The sequence below is a fragment of the Vaginella massiliensis genome, assembly GCF_900089075.1.
Classification (GTDB): domain Bacteria; phylum Bacteroidota; class Bacteroidia; order Flavobacteriales; family Weeksellaceae; genus Weeksella; species Weeksella massiliensis_A.
In genome coordinates, this window is record NZ_LT593746.1 from 373,657 (window position 1) to 393,151 (window position 19,495).

Annotated in this window: 19 protein-coding genes; 7 read left to right on the top strand and 12 right to left on the bottom strand. The window is 39.8% G+C overall.

Features of this window, described 5'->3' with window-relative positions; translation table 11 throughout:
• Positions 1 to 8: 8 nt before the first annotated feature.
• The 5 genes from BN8061_RS02945 to BN8061_RS02965 all read right to left on the bottom strand — a co-directional run bounded on the left by BN8061_RS02945 (position 9) and on the right by BN8061_RS02965 (position 4,303).
• Positions 9 to 1,397, bottom strand: a complete 1,389-nt coding sequence (locus tag BN8061_RS02945; protein WP_068596344.1) for an alpha-amylase family glycosyl hydrolase — start codon at positions 1,395 to 1,397, stop codon at positions 9 to 11.
• A 22-nt stretch (positions 1,398 to 1,419) separates the two neighbouring features.
• Positions 1,420 to 2,139 carry an LOG family protein gene (locus BN8061_RS02950; protein WP_068596346.1) on the bottom strand — a complete coding sequence of 240 codons (720 nt, stop codon included), beginning with the start codon at positions 2,137 to 2,139 and terminating at the stop codon, positions 1,420 to 1,422.
• A 70-nt stretch (positions 2,140 to 2,209) separates the two neighbouring features.
• Entirely contained in the window at positions 2,210 to 2,917 is a 708-nt protein-coding gene (locus tag BN8061_RS02955) for a Bax inhibitor-1/YccA family protein (RefSeq protein WP_068596348.1), read from the bottom strand.
• Between the two features lie 56 nt (positions 2,918 to 2,973).
• Complete coding sequence (pnuC, locus tag BN8061_RS02960; protein WP_068596350.1) at positions 2,974 to 3,654, bottom strand: nicotinamide riboside transporter PnuC; 681 nt, start codon at positions 3,652 to 3,654, stop codon at positions 2,974 to 2,976.
• Positions 3,655 to 3,667: 13 nt separating this feature from the next.
• Positions 3,668 to 4,303, bottom strand: coding sequence for a 4'-phosphopantetheinyl transferase family protein (locus BN8061_RS02965; RefSeq protein WP_068596352.1), 636 nt, complete (start codon positions 4,301 to 4,303; stop codon positions 3,668 to 3,670).
• 162 nt (positions 4,304 to 4,465) lie between these two features.
• Between BN8061_RS02965 and ahcY the strand changes: the two genes are divergently transcribed.
• A complete protein-coding gene (gene ahcY / locus BN8061_RS02970) occupies positions 4,466 to 5,779 on the top strand; it encodes an adenosylhomocysteinase (protein WP_068596354.1) in 1,314 nt (437 codons plus the stop codon).
• Positions 5,780 to 5,992: 213 nt separating this feature from the next.
• Here ahcY and BN8061_RS02975 read toward each other — a convergent pair whose 3' ends face one another.
• The 3 genes from BN8061_RS02975 to dnaX all read right to left on the bottom strand — a co-directional run bounded on the left by BN8061_RS02975 (position 5,993) and on the right by dnaX (position 8,738).
• Positions 5,993 to 6,913, bottom strand: coding sequence for an FKBP-type peptidyl-prolyl cis-trans isomerase (locus BN8061_RS02975; protein ID WP_068596356.1), 921 nt, complete (start codon positions 6,911 to 6,913; stop codon positions 5,993 to 5,995).
• An 89-nt stretch (positions 6,914 to 7,002) separates the two neighbouring features.
• Positions 7,003 to 7,434 carry a hypothetical protein gene (locus BN8061_RS02980; protein WP_068596358.1) on the bottom strand — a complete coding sequence of 144 codons (432 nt, stop codon included), beginning with the start codon at positions 7,432 to 7,434 and terminating at the stop codon, positions 7,003 to 7,005.
• 212 nt (positions 7,435 to 7,646) lie between these two features.
• Positions 7,647 to 8,738, bottom strand: coding sequence for a DNA polymerase III subunit gamma/tau (dnaX, locus tag BN8061_RS02985; RefSeq protein WP_068596360.1), 1,092 nt, complete (start codon positions 8,736 to 8,738; stop codon positions 7,647 to 7,649).
• A gap of 139 nt (positions 8,739 to 8,877) precedes the next feature.
• On the opposite strand from dnaX, the gene BN8061_RS02990 reads away from it, so the two are divergent.
• Genes BN8061_RS02990 through ribB form a run of 4 tightly spaced genes read left to right on the top strand, consistent with a single transcriptional unit; the run spans position 8,878 to position 14,598 of the window.
• The gene (locus BN8061_RS02990) at positions 8,878 to 11,325 is read left to right on the top strand and encodes an FtsK/SpoIIIE family DNA translocase (RefSeq protein ID WP_068596362.1); all 2,448 of its coding nucleotides are present in this window, start codon (positions 8,878 to 8,880) and stop codon (positions 11,323 to 11,325) included.
• Positions 11,326 to 11,343: 18 nt separating this feature from the next.
• Positions 11,344 to 11,961, top strand: coding sequence for an outer membrane lipoprotein periplasmic chaperone LolA1 (locus BN8061_RS02995; RefSeq protein ID WP_068596364.1), 618 nt, complete (start codon positions 11,344 to 11,346; stop codon positions 11,959 to 11,961).
• A gap of 3 nt (positions 11,962 to 11,964) precedes the next feature.
• On the top strand, positions 11,965 to 13,467 hold the full coding sequence (locus BN8061_RS03000; protein ID WP_068596366.1) for an LptF/LptG family permease: 1,503 nt from the start codon (positions 11,965 to 11,967) through the stop codon (positions 13,465 to 13,467).
• A 9-nt stretch (positions 13,468 to 13,476) separates the two neighbouring features.
• Positions 13,477 to 14,598, top strand: a complete 1,122-nt coding sequence (gene ribB, locus BN8061_RS03005; protein WP_068596368.1) for a 3,4-dihydroxy-2-butanone-4-phosphate synthase — start codon at positions 13,477 to 13,479, stop codon at positions 14,596 to 14,598.
• 242 nt (positions 14,599 to 14,840) lie between these two features.
• Here the strand turns inward: ribB and BN8061_RS03010 are convergent, their stop codons facing one another.
• The 4 genes from BN8061_RS03010 to BN8061_RS03025 are packed head-to-tail and all read right to left on the bottom strand — an operon-like array spanning position 14,841 to position 17,684.
• Positions 14,841 to 15,554, bottom strand: a complete 714-nt coding sequence (locus BN8061_RS03010) for a head GIN domain-containing protein (protein ID WP_094745835.1) — start codon at positions 15,552 to 15,554, stop codon at positions 14,841 to 14,843.
• A 7-nt stretch (positions 15,555 to 15,561) separates the two neighbouring features.
• Positions 15,562 to 16,611 carry a hypothetical protein gene (locus BN8061_RS03015; RefSeq protein ID WP_068596372.1) on the bottom strand — a complete coding sequence of 350 codons (1,050 nt, stop codon included), beginning with the start codon at positions 16,609 to 16,611 and terminating at the stop codon, positions 15,562 to 15,564.
• Complete coding sequence (locus BN8061_RS03020; RefSeq protein ID WP_068596373.1) at positions 16,595 to 17,149, bottom strand: hypothetical protein; 555 nt, start codon at positions 17,147 to 17,149, stop codon at positions 16,595 to 16,597. Before BN8061_RS03020 ends, BN8061_RS03015 begins: the two co-directional genes overlap by 17 nt.
• The gene (locus BN8061_RS03025) at positions 17,130 to 17,684 is read right to left on the bottom strand and encodes an RNA polymerase sigma factor (protein WP_068596376.1); all 555 of its coding nucleotides are present in this window, start codon (positions 17,682 to 17,684) and stop codon (positions 17,130 to 17,132) included. The genes BN8061_RS03020 and BN8061_RS03025 overlap by 20 nt, the downstream gene beginning before the upstream one ends.
• Before the next feature lie 122 nt (positions 17,685 to 17,806).
• Here BN8061_RS03025 and BN8061_RS03030 point away from each other — a divergent pair, with 122 nt between their 5' ends.
• On the top strand, positions 17,807 to 18,583 hold the full coding sequence (locus BN8061_RS03030; protein ID WP_068596377.1) for an exodeoxyribonuclease III: 777 nt from the start codon (positions 17,807 to 17,809) through the stop codon (positions 18,581 to 18,583).
• Positions 18,584 to 18,586: 3 nt separating this feature from the next.
• On the top strand, positions 18,587 to 19,480 hold the full coding sequence (locus tag BN8061_RS03035; protein ID WP_068596380.1) for an OmpA family protein: 894 nt from the start codon (positions 18,587 to 18,589) through the stop codon (positions 19,478 to 19,480).
• Positions 19,481 to 19,495: the final 15 nt, after the last annotated feature.

A 19,495-nucleotide genomic window follows, 5' to 3' on the forward strand; every position in this document is an offset into this window, starting at 1 on the left:
AACTCGACTTATTTCTGAACCAAAATGTAATATTGCCAAGGTTTTAGACTCAATTTTTGATCGGCTTCTAATTTCAATTCGTCTCCCTTCATAAAGTTTTTGAATGTTCCGTTTATCGGCAAGATAACTTCTTTATTTGTTTTGGATAAATTCCCTATAAAATAAGCTTCGGTATTGTTTTTTTGGCGTTTGAAAGCCAAGATTGCTTTGTCATCCGAGGTCTTAATTCGTTCGTATGTTCCTGCATTTTTACCGCCGTTGAAGGCTTCGTTGGTGATTTTCAGTTCTCCTAATTTCTCATATAGGCCGCGCATTTTTGCAGTCGGATTGCGATCGATCGAATCTTTTTCGAAAAGCTTCAATCGGCGATTGAAATCCTCTTCCTGTCCGTTGTAGATCAAAGGTACAGAAGGCAAAGCGTAGGTAAGTGCCGCAAAGATTTCTACGGCATCACCCATTCTTTCGTATTCGGTTCCGACCCGAGAATTTTCGTTGTGGTTAGTGGTGAACAACATTTTATAATCGTCTTGCTCCCATTTGTATTGAATGCTGTCGAGATAAAGATCGATTGCCGATACATTTTTCTTTCCTTTTGCAATATCGTTCATGATGTGATACAATTCCCATCCGTAAGCTGCATCAAAAACTCCGGCTTTCAACAATTCTGGTTCTTCGGTTTGGCCCAGCATAAAAATTTCGCGCATGCTTGTCAACTCCTGCTTCGCTTCTGTCCAAAATTCGGTTGGAATCTTGTCTGCCATAGCGCAATGGAAACCGTCGATTTTGAATTCGTCTAACCAGTATTTCATCTCAGCAATCATGGCTTTTCGCAATGCTGGATTGTCGTAATCCAGGGTCACGACATCCGACTGATTTTTAGGCGAGACAAATTCATCTTTATCATTTTTCTCATAAAATTCTGGGTTGGTTTTCATCCAAATATGATCCCAGGCAGTCTGATTTGCCACCCAATCCATAACAACATAAATCCCATTTTTGTGCGCTTCGGCAATCAAAGCTTTCAGATCGTCTGCTGTCCCAAATTCTGGATTTATCTTGCGATAATCTTTGATTGAATAGTACGACCCTAAATCGTCTTGGCGTTTTTCTTCTCCTATCGGATGAATGGGCATTAACCAAAGTATTTTGACGCCCAATTTTTTGATGTTCGAGATTTCTTTGGTCACAGCGGCAAATGTACCTTCGGGCGAAAACTGGCGAACATTTACTTCGTAAATTATTGCGGTTTCTGCCATATTGGCGGTATAAGGCGCGATAATAGCCTCTTTATTTTTTTGTTTTTGCTCTCCCTTTTCGGTCACTGTTTCTTTGGTACAACTGCTCATTGTCACCCCAAAAATCAGGGCGGTAGCAATGATGATATGCTTTTTGTTCATGGTATTAAAACTGAAAACTTTTCTAAATATTGAGTTTGATGTTGTATTTTTTATAAAACGATTTGATGTGACCAACAGCCTCTTCTGCCGTGTCGACTAAGCGATAGAGCTCGAAATCTTTCTCGCTGATATATCCATCTTCGAACATTCGATCTTTTATCCAATCGATCAGTCCAGACCAATACGATTTTCCGACCAATACAATTGGAAATCGCCCCGACTTCTTGGTTTGCACCAGGGTCAATGCCTCGAACAATTCGTCCAAAGTTCCGAATCCGCCTGGCATCACAATAAAACCTTGCGAATATTTCACGAACATGACTTTGCGCACAAAGAAATAATTGAAATTGATTGCAAATTGATAGTCGATATAGTCGTTGAGTTTTGCCTCGAAAGGTAAACTAATCCCAAGACCAACCGAAGTGCCTTTTCCGCGTTGTGCCCCTTTGTTTGCGGCCTCCATAATGGCTGGTCCCCCGCCTGTAATGACACCGAAACCTGTTTGTGTTAATTGATAGGCAATTTCTTCTGCAATTTTGTAGTATTCGTGATCGGGTTTGATGCGTGCCGATCCAAATATCGAGACACAAGGCCCTATTTTCGACATGCGTTCGTAACCGTCTACAAACTCACCCATGATTTTGAACAAAGCCCACGAATCGTTGATTCTTATCTCGTTCCAATCTTTGGGTAAAAAAGGCTGTATGATTCTGTCTTTTTCCTTTTCTTCTTGATTTGTCATAACTTCATTTAATTAAAAAAACCGCTCCTTTATTGGAACGGTTCAATATACAAATTTTGATTGCTTATCGTTAATCTCTACTCATAAAAATTCTTAAAACATACCAAAACAATAACATCAGCGAGGCAAACAAAGACAATGCTGCTGGCACGTATTGGTCGGTTGCGTATTGATATTTGAGTTGATACGTATTGTATAAGATGGAACCTGCAGCCAATGCACACATCCCGACCGAAAACCAAAGCCCCAAATCGAAGCCAAAAAGCATACCGGCTACAATAAGCCCAATGGCAAGAAAGAAGCCTATCGTAAGCGCGCCTCTAAGAATAGAAAAATCGGTTTTCGTTACAAAAACCACGGTCGATAATCCTGCAAACAAGGCAATGGTCACCAAAGCAGCCTGTTTCAGAACCTCGGGATTGCCAAGGTATAAGACATAGGCAATCATCGGGACAAAAATGAGGGCTTCGGCAACGATGAAGATGAAGTATCCTAAATATTGCTTGCTACGATCCATCGATTCGTTTGCCATTCGTTGTGCAAAACTGGTCACCAACATGAACCCAACCAACAAAGCCAACCAAAGGTAACCTTGCGTAAGGCTGAACATGAATTGCACCAATTTTTCTGACTGCAACATCAACGATTCTACCACAAGAAACGCCAACACCCCACCGGCAACATGCCCGTAGGTATGTTTATAAAAATTTGCTCTTTCTTCTACCGTAGCATTCGACACGGTTTGCATTTTCGAATTTTGATAATATTGTTCGTTCATAGAATTCTATTTTTTCTGTTGTCTAATATATAAAATTTAATCTTATTGTTTCTTTATTATTTTATAATCGATTGATTTCGAGCAGTTTTTTGCCATTCGACCAATCCGTTGATTGCCAATAGCGTAAACACCATATATTGAAAAGACGAAATTGCATAACCTTTGTACAACAACAAGGGAACCATCGCCAAATCACCAGCAATCCAGAAAATCCAGTTGTCTATTTTGCGTTTTGCCATCATCCACATTCCGATCAAAAAAATGCCAGTAAGACTTGCGTCGATATAGTCTACGGTAGAATAATGGTGCTGATATGAATAGGAAGCCGAAAGATCGAATCCGTTCTCGATCAGAGGTCTGTAGTAATAAATCACCAAAATCAAGAGAAACGTAATGGCGAATAAAGCCGCAGATTTCAGGTAATCTAATTTGCTTGCCCAATTGACTTCGACATGGATTTGATCGTCTTCTACATTTCGACTCCATAAAAACCACCCGTAAATGCTCATCACCGTGTAATAGAAATTAATCAAAGTTTCGCCATACAAACCCCAAGTGAAATACAGATAAATGTAAAGAAAAGTAGATACGATACCAGTCGGATAAACCCAAATGTTACGCTTCATGGAGAAGAAAACCGATAGCACACCAAAAAAAGTTGCGGTTGCCTCCATCGCGATCTGAGTGGCAGAATAGGTGGTATAAGGCGCTACTAAGTATTGTAAAAATTCACTCATTTTGTCTTTTCTTTCAAGCGTAGTCCAAAACCCAAGTAAGGTAGAAGTCGCCTATTCGTTTGTAATGGCCATAATATTTTCGGCTCTTTTTTTCGTCGGAGATCCAGCAACTGATGAGGCTCTCTTCTTTCAATTCGAATTCCTCTATTCGGTAATGGTGTAAAAAATTCCACAGATTGCCACCATTTAATTTGTACAAACACTCTTTCAGTCCCCAAATGATGTGCAGATATTCTACCTCATCGTCTTTATATTGGGCAATCCAATCTTGTTCATCATCCCGAATGAATTTTGTTCGAATATTTAGAATTTTGTTCGGCCTCGACTTCTCGAGGTCAATCCCCAAAGGTAAATCGCTCACCCCAACCGCAACCACACCATAAGAATGCGTGATCGACAGCTCGTTGGAGGCAGGTAAATACGGTTTACCGTTTTCGTTATACAAAACATCTAGATCGATATCCAACACCTTCAGACAAGCTCGAAGCCCAAGGTATTCTTTGGCCTGTTTGGACGCGAGGGTCAAATATTTCATGATACGGTAGGGGCTCAACTGCAGAAAATCGAGCAGTTTCTCGTCGCTTTCGCTGGTTTCCCAACAAAGTATTCGGGTATGGTGTCTGAATTTCAGGTCTTTGATGATGGGCATTTGCGTCTTCTTGTGTCAGGAGCAATTTAAGAAAAGTATTTTAAACCATGATTTGGTTTGCCTTAAAATCTGCGTGAACGTAAGAAATTTCTTAACGCTTGCCGTTTTAAAACAATTAGAAAAATAGTCTGTATATTTGCATAAAATTTTACATTAAAAAATATGGCAACAGAAACACAATATATTCCATACAAAGTAAAAGATATTTCTTTGGCAGAATGGGGTAGAAAAGAAATCGCCTTAGCAGAAGCAGAAATGCCAGGCTTAATGGCAATACGTGAAGAATATAAAGCAGCTCAACCATTGAAAGGCGCTCGCATCGCAGGTTGTCTACACATGACCATACAAACCGCAGTTCTGATCGAGACCTTGGTTGCCCTAGGTGCAGAAGTTACTTGGTCTTCTTGTAACATTTTCTCTACTCAGGATCATGCTGCTGCGGCAATTGCTGCAGCTGGTATCCCAGTCTACGCTTGGAAAGGTATGAACGAAGAAGAATTTGACTGGTGTATAGAGCAAACTTTATTCTTTGGCGAAGATCGTAAACCATTGAACATGATTTTGGATGATGGTGGAGACTTAACCAACATGGTGATAGATCGTTATCCAGAATTGGTTGCAGAAATCAAAGGATTGTCTGAAGAAACAACAACTGGTGTACACCGCCTCTACGAAAGAATGGAGAAAGGCACCTTGCCAATGCCTGCCATCAACGTAAACGATTCGGTTACGAAATCTAAATTCGACAACAAATACGGATGTCGCGAATCTGCAGTAGACGCCATAAAACGTGCAACAGATATCATGATTGCTGGTAAACGTGTTGTGGTTTGTGGCTATGGTGATGTTGGTAAAGGCACGGCTGCTTCTTTCCGCGGAGCAGGCGCTATCGTTACCGTTACCGAAATCGACCCAATCTGTGCTTTGCAGGCTTCTATGGAAGGTTATGAAGTGAAAAGATTAGAAACAGTGGTTGAAAATGCAGACATCATCATCACCACTACCGGTAACTTTGGTATTGTACGTGGCGAACACTTCGAGAAGATGAAAGACAAAGCAATTGTTTGCAACATTGGACACTTCGACAACGAAATCGATATGGCTTGGTTGAATACCCATTACGGTTCTACTAAAGAAGAAATCAAACCTCAAGTTGACAAATACAACATCAACGGAAACGATGTTATTATCTTGGCTGAAGGGCGTTTGGTTAACTTAGGATGTGCTACTGGGCACCCTTCTTTCGTAATGTCGAACTCGTTCTCTAACCAAACTTTAGCACAGATCGAATTGTGGACGAATGCCGAGGCTTACGAAAACAAAGTTTATACTTTACCAAAGCATTTAGACGAAAAAGTTGCAGCGTTACATTTAGCAAAATTAGGTGTCGAATTGGAAAAACTTTCAGAAGAGCAGGCTGCATATATCGGCGTGCCAGTCGATGGACCATTCAAACCAGATTATTATCGTTATTAATTTCCTAATGATATTGAAAAACCTCGCCAAAGGCGAGGTTTTTTATTCTTTAGATTGTTGATGGTCTATGGTTTAAAAGGCTACACCTTATTCGAAAATCACCCTAACCATTCGGCTAAATCAAATCACTTTTCAACAAAAACCGAAAGTTTAATGATAAAAAAAGGAACACCTTTTTGGCATTCCTTTTTTATATATGATCATCAAAATTGATTAATGTCCTTGTTGTTTAGCTTGATCTTCGAGCATTTTCTTCAACTCAGCTTCTTGCTCAGGTGTCATTTCAGGCTGATTTGGAGCTTCTTTTACTTCCAACAATTCTACTTCGAATTCCAACGCTTGGTTAGGTCCAATTCCGCCTTGCGGCGCTCCATTTTCGCCATAAGCTAAATTGGCTGGAATGTAGAATGTATAGACAGCGCCTGGCGACATCAATTGCAAACCTTCTTGCCATCCCGGGATTACGGCATCCAACGGGAATTCTACTGGTTCTCCACCATTTTTGTCGGTGGTATCGAAAACTTTTCCGGTTTCTAAAATTTTACCCGTGTATTTTACTTTCACCAAAGAATTGGCGTTTGGTTTTGCTCCTTTTCCTTCTTTTTTCACTACGTAAACCAAGCCACTTGCTGTGGTTTTTGCACCAGAAGCTTTTTTCTTTTCTTCGATCAATTTGGTCGATTTATCTTGATTTTCTTTTTTCAGAACATCTACGTGTTTTTGTGCATATGTCATCAAGAATTCGTTCCCTGCTTCTTTGGTAAGCAATAGCTTTCTTTTTCTTACCACATCCATAAATCCTTGGATAACAATGTCGCGATCAAACTTCCCGTCGAGACTTTGGTTGGCAATCACCGATTCTATGGTCTGCCCTATTTGTTGACCAATGGCATACGATTCGCGCTCTTTTCCTGCGTTTAGATAATCACGAATACCTTTTTCTACCTCGGCGTAGTTTACGCTATCCGACTCTGTCAAACGAGAATCCAACATGGCTGCTTGATCTCCTAAAGATGTACCAAAAGCGTAAGAGGCTTTCTGATCATCGTTTTCCAACTTATCAACTGTTTTACCAGACTTGTTACAAGAGGCTAAAGTAGCGACTACAACAAGGCTTAAAAGTATTTTTTTCATAATTGACTTTAAAAATTTATGCAATTTTACAAATAATTAATCGATTTATGCTAGTTTTTTATCGAAAGTATTCGCTTTACAACTCACTATCAATCAAACAAATTCAATCCGAAATCTTGTATAAGCTTTATCAATGCTGGATTTTTATCGCTCATTTCTTGTGCGATTTGTTTTTTGGATTTGATATGATTTACGCTTGCTAAAGATGGACTTACTTTGGTTTCGATTCGGAAGGCATAATTATTCAAAAAAGCTTTTAGCCCATTTACAATTCGATCTCGAAAAACCTCGAATTCTGCTTCTGCCGAGCCGGAACTCAATTCAATCTCTATCAATTCGTCCGACACTTTCGAAAGTTTAGCCGTTTCGAACACATTATATTCCGGAATTCTTTTTTCTGTTTTCAACTGTTGAAGAAAATCTTTCCAAAACACGGCGATTTTCTTTTCATCGAATGCGTCATTGGGTTTGTTGAGGTCTAATGACTCTTCTGTCGCAATTGATTCTGGTTTCTGATCCAACTCAATATTAAGGCTAAACGCTGCCTTGCGCTGATTTTTCAGCGGTTTGTTGACCCTTGTGGTGGTGTTTTTGGAGAAGTCTTCCGCAGGAGCTGAAACCGCTTGAACTGTACTCGCTGGCGCCTCGTTGTTTGAGGGTTGTACTTTTTGCGGTGTTGATTGATGCTCTTTTGCTTTCTGCTCGTCAATCGATCGGAAAAAAGCAGGTGTGATTATCCTATACTTTTTTTTTTAAATGTTTCGGATGTAGGATCCATCAGCGAAGCAATCTGCATCAATGCAATTTCGACAGAAAGACGAGGATTCTTGGAAGATTTGTACTGAATATCGGTCTGATTGCAGATGTCTATACCGCCAAACAAAAAAGCATGCGAACATTTTTGTGCGTGTTCGAGGTATTGAGCTTTGGTACGCTCGCCAACTTCTAACAATTCTACCGTTGCAGGTGTTTTTGCCATCAGCAAATCGCGAAAATGCGCTCCCAAACCGTTGATAAAAAGATGTGCATCAAATCCTTTATTCAATATTTCATTGAACTGTATGATGGCACTCGGAATGTCATTTGCCAATAAAGCATCGGTCATTCTGAAGAAATAATCATAGTCCAACACATTCAAATTCTCTGCAACTTGTTCCAAAGTCAGATGTCCATTGGTGAAAGTAACCATCCGATCGAAGATTGACAAAGAATCACGAAGTGCGCCATCTGCTTTTTGTGCAATCAAGTGCAAAGCGTCGTCTTCGTAAGTTACGTTTTCTTTATCGGCAACAAATTTCAGATGTGATTTGATGTCTTCTACCCCGATTCTTTTGAAATCATAAATCTGGCAACGCGATAAAATCGTTGGGATGATTTTGTGTTTCTCGGTTGTCGCCAAGATAAAAATTGCATGCGCTGGAGGTTCTTCTAATGTTTTGAGAAATGCGTTGAAGGCTGCAGTAGACAACATGTGCACCTCATCGATAATGTAGACTCTGTATTTCCCAACTTGTGGAACGATTCTTACCTGATCGATAAGGTTGCGAATATCGTCTACCGAGTTGTTGGACGCCGCATCTAACTCGAAGATATTGAACGCAAAATCTTGATCGCCTTCTACCCCATTCTCTTCATTGATTTTACGAGCCAAAATTCTGGCACAAGTGGTTTTCCCTACACCGCGAGGTCCACAAAACAGCAATGCTTGCGGCAATTGATTACTCTCTATTGCGTGTTGCAAGGTAGCCGTAATGGCTTCTTGCCCTACCACATCGGGGAAATCAACGGGTCTATACTTACGAGCAGATACAATGAAATTGTCCATAACCATGCAAATATAATTGTTTTCGTTCGGTAAAAAAACATTCGACGGGAGGTTTTTCTTATCCTAAATTAAAGTATCATTTATACAAACATATTTTCTATTTTTGCAAACAAACCATATATCTAAGTTTCCATACACAATGGCTATAAAGAACACAGAACCAACCATTAAAACATCAAAATCGAAGTTATTCAAAACCATAATTGGCGTGATCTTCTTTTTTGTAGGTCTCATCTTGCTCATGTCGATGATTTCTTATTTGTTCAACAACACTTGGGACCAAAGTCAGATTTACGAGCTCACCGACCGCGAGGTGGTTGCAGATAATATTTTAGGGAAAATTGGCGCTTTATTAGGCGAAACTTTCATTCGAAACGGAATCGGAATTACCGCTTTATTCCTACCTATATTTTTCATGTTATTGGGAACAAAAATCGTCACCACCTGGAAAAAAATCAAACCTTTCCACTTTCTCTACAATGCGTTATTTTTCTTGATTTGGTTGCCTGTTTTCTTAGGTTTTATAGCTCCCAAAACCGATCTATTATCTGGAGCAATGGGATTCGAAATCAATGATTTTAGCCAAAGTCTGATTGGCAAAATCGGAGTCGGAATTGTTTTATTGCTCAGCTTTATCATCTACGCCATTCTCCGTTGGCGATTGACTTACGAGAATATTCAGCAACGCATCGAAGAAAAAAGAGCCTTGAAATTGAAAGAGGAAGAAGAAAGACAAGCCAAGTCGCTCGACGAAAAAGAATCAATGGAAGAAGATCCATTTGTAGAATTCGACACAAAACCTTCCGCACAAACTTTACCATTAAATCCCAATGAACCTTTGCCTGCAAGCCAAGAGAACGCAGAAGATCTGATTTCGCAATTCAATGCTGAGGTTACGGCTCAAAAAAACGAAAAAAAAATCGTGCTTCTCGAACCAGAAACCAACGATTTACCAGCGGTTGAAGAAGTTGAAAAAGGGGAAGAGCAAAAACACACTACAGATGGTTTGGAGCTCAAAATAGAAACCATTAACGAAGAAGAGACTTTAGACGAAATAGCAGAAAGCTTGGTGAAAAATCACGGAGAATACGATCCGCATCTCGATTTGCCAAATTTCGAATTTCCGCCTTTGAGCTTGCTCAACAAGTACGACAACGGCAACCAAACCACCATAGACCAACGAGAGTTGGAAGCCAATAAAAATAGAATCATCGAAACCTTATCGAACTATGGGATTGGCATTTCACAAATAAAAGCAACCATTGGACCTACGGTAACCCTGTACGAAATAGTACCCGAAGCCGGCGTTCGAATTTCGAAAATAAAAAATCTGGAAGACGACATCGCATTGAGTTTGAGCGCTTTAGGAATCAGAATCATCGCGCCAATTCCTGGTAAGGGAACCATTGGTATCGAAGTGCCCAACTCGAACCCTTCTATCGTTTCGATGTATTCGGTGATCGCTTCTCAAAAATTCCAAACGGCCAATATGGAATTGCCGATTGCTTTTGGTAAAACCATTTCGAACGAAACCTTTGTTGCCGATTTGGCCAAAATGCCTCATTTGCTGATGGCAGGAGCTACCGGACAAGGGAAATCGGTAGGTTTGAACGCCATCATTGCCTCTTTGCTCTACAAAAAACATCCGTCTGAATTGAAATTTGTAATGGTGGATCCTAAAAAAGTTGAGCTAACGCTTTACGCCAAAATCGAACGCCATTATTTGGCAAAACTGCCCGATGCCGAAGAAGCCATCATCACCGACAATACCAAAGTTATCAACACCCTGAATTCGCTTTGTATCGAAATGGATGAACGTTACGAATTATTGAAAAATGCCTTTGTACGCAACATCAAAGAATACAACGCCAAATTCAAACAACGAAAACTAAACCCTGAACACGGACACCGCTTTTTGCCTTACATTGTGTTGGTTGTAGACGAGTTTGCCGATCTCATTATGACCGCAGGGAAGGAAGTCGAATTGCCGATTGCTCGCCTTGCACAATTGGCTCGCGCTGTGGGAATACATTTGATCATCGCAACCCAAAGACCGTCTGTGAACGTGATTACGGGAACCATAAAAGCCAATTTCCCGGGTCGAGTTGCCTTTCGAGTGACCTCTAAAATCGACTCTCGAACCATTTTGGATTCTGCAGGAGCAGACCAATTGATCGGAAAAGGAGATATGTTGTTTACCACCGGAAACGATTTGGTGCGCATCCAATGTGCGTTTGTCGATACACCAGAGGTCGACAAAATTACTGAATACATTGGCAACCAAAAAGGTTATCCAGACGCCTTGCACTTGCCAGAATACGTTGGCGAAGAAGGCGGAGCATTGGACATCGATCTGAGCGAACGCGATCAACTCTTCGAAGAGGCAGCCCGTATTATTGTAGCATCTCAACAAGGTTCTGCCTCGTTGTTGCAACGCAAACTGAAGTTGGGCTACAACCGCGCAGGTCGTCTTATCGATCAGCTAGAAGCCGCTGGTGTTGTTGGGCCGTTCGAAGGGAGCAAAGCGCGACAAGTTCTCATCCAAGACGAATTGAGTTTGGAACAGTTGTTGAATAACTTGAATTAACAAAATTGTCAAAAAAAGATGAAGAACAAGTTATTTCTATTGCTGATGATGTTCGCAAGCACAGTTGCTTTCGGACAGAATGCTAAAGGCTTGTTGGAGAAAGTGAAGAACAAATACAACAGTGCCAGTACGTATTACATCAAATTCGATTTCAGTAGCGGAGGTAAAACCCAAACAGGAGAGGTTTTTTCTGCAAAACAGAAATTCAATCTCAATGTAATGGACATCAATCAAATCTACGATGGTAAAAAATTATACACCATCTCGAATGATGAAAAAGAAGTCGTAATCTCGAATGACGACAACATCGACGATGTATTGACTCCGACGAAAATATTGAACACCTATTCTAAAGATTTTAATTATACCCTCGACAAAAAACAAACCATCGGGGGCAAACCCATACAATTTGTAAAACTCACACCAAAATCGAAAGGTTTAGGCATACAGTATGCTCTGCTAGGAATCAATACCAACAACAACGAAATCTATCAATACAAAGAAGTCGGCAACAACAATTCTACGACCACAATTACGGTAAAAGAATACTTAGAAAATTTAATTATTCACAAAAGTTACTTTAACTTTGATGCCAGTAAATATAAGTCGAAAGGCTATATTGTGACACAATTGTAATTGATGATTAAGAAACTTGATTCTTACATATTAAAGACCTTTATTGGTCCCTTTTTCTTCATATTTAGTATTTTATTTTTCATTTTCATTGTCCAATTCGCTTGGCAACAAATGGATAAATATGTAGGAAAAGGCTTGGATTGGCTTACCATTGGTGAGCTAATCTTTTATATGGGTATCAATGTGATACAGTTGGTTTTACCGCTTACCATTTTGCTGGGTTCAATCATGACCTTTGGCGGATTCGGCGAACGCTACGAACTAGCAGCCATGAAAGCGTCTGGCTTGTCGTTGGTACGTATTCTTCGCTCTGTGTTTGTATTGGTCGTGTTTTTATCTGTTGGCTTATACCTTTTTGGCGATTACATGATGCCCTACTCGCAAAGAAAGGCAAGACAAATCATGTACACCATCGTCAAAAGTCGGCCTGCTATGCAAATTTCAGAAGGTATTTTTATCAATACCATACCAGGATACAGCATGAAAGTGAATCGTGTAGAAGGCGAAAACAACGAGAAACTTACCGATATTTTCATCCATCAACAATTGGTAAAAATGATTCGCGACGAGAACGGGCACGAACAGGCCGTAGACCAAGACCCAATGACCATCATTGCTCAAAAAGGATCGCTCAAGACCGATTCTGTGAATCCAAGATTTCTAAAACTCGAACTGTTCGATGGTATAGCTTATACCGAAGAAGTTTTTGGTAAAAATTTTGAGCAACGAAAACGTCAGAACAATGAAACAACCAAGTTTGACACGCTCAATTTCTACATCGACATTTCGTTGTTGGTCGATAAAACTACCGATCAAGACCCAGGAAATCATTACAAAAATTTACAAGCAAAAGACCTCAAACTACTCATCGACTCGGTAAAGCTAGCCAATCAAGAATTTTATACTCGCTCTGCCGAAAACAATTACCTCAACGCCATCTATTACGATCAACAGATGAAAGATTTGTCGGAGCAAAAGAATGCAGACAATCACCCCTCGATTACGTTAGACAAGGTCAATCCAGATCGTAGAGACCTCAACCTCAACAATGCCATTATATCGATAGAGCGAGACATCAACAACAACCATTTCAATATTGAAGAAGACAAAAGTCGAAAAAAATTCATGTCGAGAATTACGCTTCATTATCATAGAAATTGGTCTTATGCTGTCACCTGTATTATTTTCTTTTTTATCGGAGCTCCGCTTGGCGCTATTGTGAAAAAAGGTGGAGTTGGTATGCCCGTTATCATATCTATTATTGTTTTTATCTTATATTTTATCGTTAACTTGACAGCAGAAAATATGGCAAAAAATGGAACAATGCACCCTTTCTTAGCGGGTTGGGCGGCAAATTTTCTATTCTTTCCGTTTTCTATTCTTTTGTTGCTCAAAGCAAACAACGATTCAGGGCTATTCGACCTGAGCAAATACACCGATCCTTTGATAAAATTCTTTGGAAAATTTAACAAAAAAAGACCGACAGAACACAGTCGTTACCAATAACAAAACAACATGCGAAACACAATATTAAATACCATAGACGAAGCATTAGAAGACCTAAGACAAGGAAAAATCATTATCGTAGTCGATGATGAAGACAGAGAAAATGAAGGAGATTTTATAGCAGTAGCCGAAAAGGTGACTCCTGAGATGATTAATTTCATGGCAACACACGGTCGTGGATTAATCTGTGCACCTCTGACACAAAAACGCTGTAAAGAGTTGGATTTGCAACCAATGGTAACTAAAAACACCGTGTTACACCAAACAGCCTTTACAGTTTCTGTAGATTTGATTGGTCATGGCTGCACGACTGGCATTTCAGCTTATGACCGATCTAAAACCATCGAATTTCTTGTAAAAGATGACACCAAACCGGAAGATTTTGGTAGACCAGGACATATTTTTCCTCTAACTGCCAAAGATGGCGGCGTGCTTGTAAGAATGGGACACACAGAAGCAGCAGTAGATTTGGCGCGCTTAGCCGGCTTTAAGCCAGCAGGAATTCTAGTCGAAATATTAAATGAAGACGGGTCGATGGCCAGACTTCCAGAGTTGTTGGAAATTGCTAAACAATTCGATCTGAAAATTATTTCTATTGAAGATTTGATTGCTTACCGACTGAAAAACGAATCTTTGGTAGAAAGAATAGAAGAATTCGGAGCGAAAACTGTTTTTGGTGAATATGATTTGATTGCTTATCGCCAAACCACAAACGATCAAATACACTTTGCCCTGAAAAAAGGCGAATGGAACGAAGACGAGGTGGTACCCGTGCGTGTAAAATCGACCAACAGCTATTACGATTTGTTTGCTGCCTTGCAAAACGGCGAAACCCCATTACTCGAGAAAACCGCAAAAATCATAGAAGAAAGTGGCAAAGGCGTCATTATCTTTATCAACAATGTATTGAATCCGGAACTGATTCATACCAAATTGAATTTGTTTAAAAAATTCTCTGAAGGAAAAGTAGCCTCTGGTGTACTACCAGCAGATGAAAAAGACCACGGAATAGGATCGCAAATTATAAAAGATTTGGGTATAAAAAGGTTGAATCTCATCACGCGTACCCCAGACAAGCCACAAACCACGCAATATGGTTTGGAAATCGTAGATTACACCAAAATAGAATAAAACGAAAGAGGCTGTAAAAATTACACTTTGGTAAGCTCAGTTTCTGTGTCTGGATGAGCTCGTCGGAGTGCATGGATAACGACAAAAGTCAATCCTCGTATCCACGCAGTGCAACGATATGGCGGAACAAAACAGCCTCTTTACATTTCAACTAATACTAAAAAATTTAAACACTTTTTGCGATTATAAATTTAGGGAGGCTGTCATCCTTACGCATTGATCTAGGATAAGAAAAATGTCCTTTATTTTTTTCTTACCACTCCCGATCCATTATTATTGATTATGAGTTTGGGATTTGCTTTGTAGTATACATCACCCGAGCCCACTATATTCACTGCCAATTCATCTTCGACCCAAAGCTCTGTATCTCCAGACCCGGCAACGGTCAACGTGGCTTTGGAGGTCTTCATGCCCAAAGCGTCTACATCACCAGAACCATTGATTGTTGCTGTAAAATTTTGAGTAAATCCAACCAAATCTACATCTCCCGACCCTAGAATGTTTACGTTCACCCGTTCTGAATTCGTATTCATTTTCACGTCGCCAGACCCTAAAATTGTGATGGTCAAACTTGGCACTTCGTTTTTACTCGTCGATTTGAAATCACCCGAACCGTTAATCTCTACACTCTTGATTGTATTGGATTTGAAACGTACTTTTACATTTGATTCTGTTTTGATCGAAATCCCTGGTCTGATGCCTACGATCAATTTCTTGTCTCTTATCTCTGTTGTGATATATGGTAAAATATTACGCTCGGCGATGACTTCAATTTTTTGATCGAAACTTCCAGATAATACTTCGACGTCTACAAAAGACCGAAGATTTACTCCTGTAAAATCTGCCGTGTTACGCTGTTCGGTCTCTATTTTTCCGTTACCTATCACCGTTGTTTTTTGGGCAAACAGCCCGATGAACATCAAAAATGTCATACAAAAAGTTAGTGTTTTTTTCATCTCGTTATTAATTAAATTTTATATTTCCGTAAGTAAAACTTAGCGCAATCGAACCTCCACCAATGCCTTTACTCCCTGCATAAGAATGACTATTACGCGCATGATTCGAGCTTGAAAGTTGAAGTCCGTTCGGGAGCGTTACATCTCCATAATTAGAACTCGAAACGAATGCGAAAGAAGCGTTGTTATCGATGCCAATACTTGCGTTGTAATAGTTGCATTTTAGCACCAGCTCATCAAACCCAGCCAAGAGCTTGTTGAGTTTCATCGTACCGTAATTTCCCGAAAACGACAACAATTTTTTTACACTTCCGAGCACATGATTCGAGTAATTTCCGGTGATTATTACAGAATTTACCTGATTGAGGTTGAGATTTCCGTAGTGCATTTCTAATGCAAGATTCTCTACCCTGTGCATGACAGCGTCAGAATACTTGAACACCATATTGATATTATTAGCGTTTTCTAGATTGAGCGTAGAGTAAGAGGCATTGATCACCGCCTCGTTGATGCTATTGATGCTTGAATTGGTTGAGTATTGCATCAAAATTCGATTGGTTTTATGTTTGAGATTGCCCAACCTGATATTACCATATTTTGCCGAAATAAAGGTCTCGTTGTAAAAGGTGTTTCCAATGATATCTCCAAACAGGTTATAAAGCTGAACTTTGGCATTTTTTGGGATTTTGACCAAATAATGAATTTCTATCGAAATTTTTTTACCTCTTTCGCTCTTCAGTTCTGTGGAGGCACTCACTTCGTTGCTAGAACTATTGAATTTGACATCGATGCTTTGCAATCGACTCGCTGCAACTTTTTGATCTCGAGACGACACCTCGATGGTCACCTCGAATGCAATTTGATGCTTGTTCCAATGTTCTACTTTGATGTTTCCATACTTATTGTTCACGATGAGGTTTGCCTCTTCATTCACGTTGAAAACTCTATTAATTGTTTTGGTCTGAACGTATTCGTATCTCTCCGAAACGCTCGCAAAACTAGCATTAGAACAGATGAAAAGGCTCAAAATCAGCCAGAATTTATAATATATTTTCATGATGGATTTGATTTAATTGCGATTTTAGTTTAAGGTTGTAGATGAGTTTTTCTAGTACGTCGATTCTCGCTTTCAGATTCACGATTACCGATTCTACTACTTTTGGATTTCCGCCACTTTTTTCTAAATCCAACACCAATGTTTCATATTCTTTCTCTAATTTGTCGAGTTCACCCAAGCTTTGCGTTATCATCGCGTTGTTGTCAGCCGTTTTATAACGCTCAATTTCTTGCAATTTAGATTCAAGAATAGACGAAAACACCCCATTTTTATCATCCAATGATTTGGAATACATCGCCAACTCTACCGAATCTGAGGGCGATGTTTCGTTTGTATTCTTTAGCAGATAAATCCCAACGACCAAAAACAACGGCAACAACATAGCGGCATAATGATACCCGCGAAAAACAAATGGCTGACGGAATTGCTGTTTTTGTAAACGTTTTGCAAAACGCTTTTCGTGCCCAACTCTCAACCCAGCTTCATCAAACAACTCAGCTTGATGGGCTTTTAATAATTTATCCAATTGATCTTCCATACTGCATTTCGTTTAAAATTGTTTTCAATTTTGATTTTGCTCTACTCAATAATGTTCTCGAATTTTGATGCGATATTCCCAAAAGAGAAGCCAACTCTTCGTGGCAATATCCTTCGAAATAATACAAATTAATCATGAGTTTATATTGCGCTGGCAACGCTTCGATTCCAGATTTCAACTGTTGTACATCAATTGCTTTGTAATCCATACTTGTTTCTTCGATGATGTGGTCATTTTCTAGCTCTACCTGTAGTTTTTTTTCTTTTCTCAACAGGTCTATGCTTTTACGAATTACAATACGCTTGAGCCATGCCCCAAAAACCACTTCACCCTTGAATTGCTCCAACTTTTGAAAAGCGGTAATAAAGGCTTCTTGCATTGCATCTTCTGCCAAAACTTCGTCTGCAATTATTCTACGGCTCACACCATACATTGCGGCAGCATAATGCTCGTAGAGTTGCTTTTGCGATTTTTGATCGCCTTGTATGCATCGCCGAATTAATTCCTTTTCGATATCGAGAAATTTTGTCTTCAAAAGTCTTGATGTTAATTACCATTAAGACGAAACATTTTTGCAATTGTTACACGCAGAGATAAAAAAAACATTCGATAGGATAAAATTTTATTTTAAGCCTCAAAAATTCTAATTTCGCTTCTATGAAAATCATTAGTTACAACGTAAACGGCATTCGTGCAGCATTGAACAAAGGGCTTGCAGATTGGCTGAAAGCCGCAAATCCAGATGTTTTTTGTGTACAAGAAACCAAGGCAATGCCCGAGCAAGTCGACATCTCCGAGTTGGAGCAGTTAGGGTATACGGCTTATTGGCATTCTGCTACACGCAAGGGTTATAGCGGTGTTGCCATTTTTTCGAAAATAAAACCCAACCATGTGCAAATCGGTACAGGTATCGATTACATCGACTTCGAAGGTCGCGTCATTCGGTTAGATTTCGACCATTGCTCCGTGATCAGTCTTTACCTGCCTAGCGGAACGAATATGGATGTACGGTTGGATTTTAAATTACAGTTTTGTGAAGATTTTTTAAATTATATCAAAGAATTAAAACATTCTAAACCAAATCTCGTTATATGTGGAGATTATAACATCTGTCATGAAGCGATCGACATTCACGATCCCGTACGCAACGCAAAAGTGTCCGGATTCTTGCCCGTAGAACGCGAATGGATGAGCCGTTTTATGGCAGAATGCGACATGATCGATTCCTTTCGGTATTTTGTAAAAGAATCTCATCATTATACTTGGTGGAGTTACCGAGCAAATGCCCGAAACAACAACAAAGGATGGAGGATTGATTACAATATGGTAAGCAAAAGCCTAGAAGAAAAGATGAAGAGAGTCGCCATTTTATCAGAAGCAAAACATTCAGACCACTGTCCTATATTAATAGAATTAGACTTTGAAACAACTTAAATCATGAAAAAAACCTGTTTATGCTTGCTCTCATTAGCCGCCATTAGCTCTTGTGTACCCCTCAAGAAATACAACGATTTGGAAGATCGATATTATCTGCTGTTGCAAGAGAAAAACAACTTCCAAACGCAAATGAACGACTTAGAGAATGCGCTGTTACAGAAAGACAACGAATTGGCGCAACTCAACCAAGAATTACAAAACAAACAAGCAGAACTCGACGAACTGCAAAACGCATTTGAAGCCTTGGCACAAGACTCTTCGAAAGACTTGCAAGACAACATCGACAAAAACAGAGACCTACTCGATCAATTGGCAACAACCCGAAGCGAACTCACCGCCAAAGAAGCCGAGCTGAGTGCAAAAATCAACCAAATCAACGAACTCGAAAATCTATTGGCACAACAAAGAAAAGCAATTGCCTCGCTCAAAAATTCGATAGACGACGCTTTACGCGGATTTGACGGAAAAGGAATCACCGTTTACGAGAAAAACGGACAAATTTATGTTTCGATGGAAAACAAATTGCTCTTCAGCTCAGGGAAATGGGATGTGCGAGAAGAAGCTAAAACCGCTCTGAGCCAATTGGCAAACGTACTGAAAAAACAAAGTGATTTGAACATCTTGATCGAAGGCCATACCGACAGCGTACCTTACAACACCAAACAAGGAGAAGTTCTCGACAACTGGGATCTTTCGGTAATGCGCGCAACCGCTGTGACCAAAACGTTGGAAAACTACAACGTAAGACCAACGCAGATGACAGCTGCCGGGCGTAGCAAATACATCCCAATTGGAGATAACAGCACAGAAAGTGGTAAAGCCAAAAACCGACGTGTAGAAATCATCATCACGCCAAATCTAGAGAAAATCAATAAAATATTGAATCAATTATAAGTATCTTTGAAGCCA

Coding starts and splice junctions, on each gene's coding strand:
- BN8061_RS02990 (WP_068596362.1), top strand. CDS start 8,878: ATGGCTATAAAGAACACAGAACCAACCATTAAAACATCAAAATCGAAG.
- ahcY (WP_068596354.1), top strand. CDS start 4,466: ATGGCAACAGAAACACAATATATTCCATACAAAGTAAAAGATATTTCT.
- BN8061_RS03000 (WP_068596366.1), top strand. CDS start 11,965: ATGATTAAGAAACTTGATTCTTACATATTAAAGACCTTTATTGGTCCC.
- dnaX (WP_068596360.1), bottom strand. CDS start 8,738: ATGGACAATTTCATTGTATCTGCTCGTAAGTATAGACCCGTTGATTTC.
- BN8061_RS03010 (WP_094745835.1), bottom strand. CDS start 15,554: ATGAAAAAAACACTAACTTTTTGTATGACATTTTTGATGTTCATCGGG.
- BN8061_RS02945 (WP_068596344.1), bottom strand. CDS start 1,397: ATGAACAAAAAGCATATCATCATTGCTACCGCCCTGATTTTTGGGGTG.
- BN8061_RS02975 (WP_068596356.1), bottom strand. CDS start 6,913: ATGAAAAAAATACTTTTAAGCCTTGTTGTAGTCGCTACTTTAGCCTCT.
- BN8061_RS02965 (WP_068596352.1), bottom strand. CDS start 4,303: ATGCCCATCATCAAAGACCTGAAATTCAGACACCATACCCGAATACTT.
- BN8061_RS03020 (WP_068596373.1), bottom strand. CDS start 17,149: ATGGAAGATCAATTGGATAAATTATTAAAAGCCCATCAAGCTGAGTTG.
- BN8061_RS03030 (WP_068596377.1), top strand. CDS start 17,807: ATGAAAATCATTAGTTACAACGTAAACGGCATTCGTGCAGCATTGAAC.
- BN8061_RS03035 (WP_068596380.1), top strand. CDS start 18,587: ATGAAAAAAACCTGTTTATGCTTGCTCTCATTAGCCGCCATTAGCTCT.
- BN8061_RS02955 (WP_068596348.1), bottom strand. CDS start 2,917: ATGAACGAACAATATTATCAAAATTCGAAAATGCAAACCGTGTCGAAT.
- BN8061_RS02950 (WP_068596346.1), bottom strand. CDS start 2,139: ATGACAAATCAAGAAGAAAAGGAAAAAGACAGAATCATACAGCCTTTT.
- BN8061_RS02995 (WP_068596364.1), top strand. CDS start 11,344: ATGAAGAACAAGTTATTTCTATTGCTGATGATGTTCGCAAGCACAGTT.
- BN8061_RS03015 (WP_068596372.1), bottom strand. CDS start 16,611: ATGAAAATATATTATAAATTCTGGCTGATTTTGAGCCTTTTCATCTGT.
- pnuC (WP_068596350.1), bottom strand. CDS start 3,654: ATGAGTGAATTTTTACAATACTTAGTAGCGCCTTATACCACCTATTCT.
- ribB (WP_068596368.1), top strand. CDS start 13,477: ATGCGAAACACAATATTAAATACCATAGACGAAGCATTAGAAGACCTA.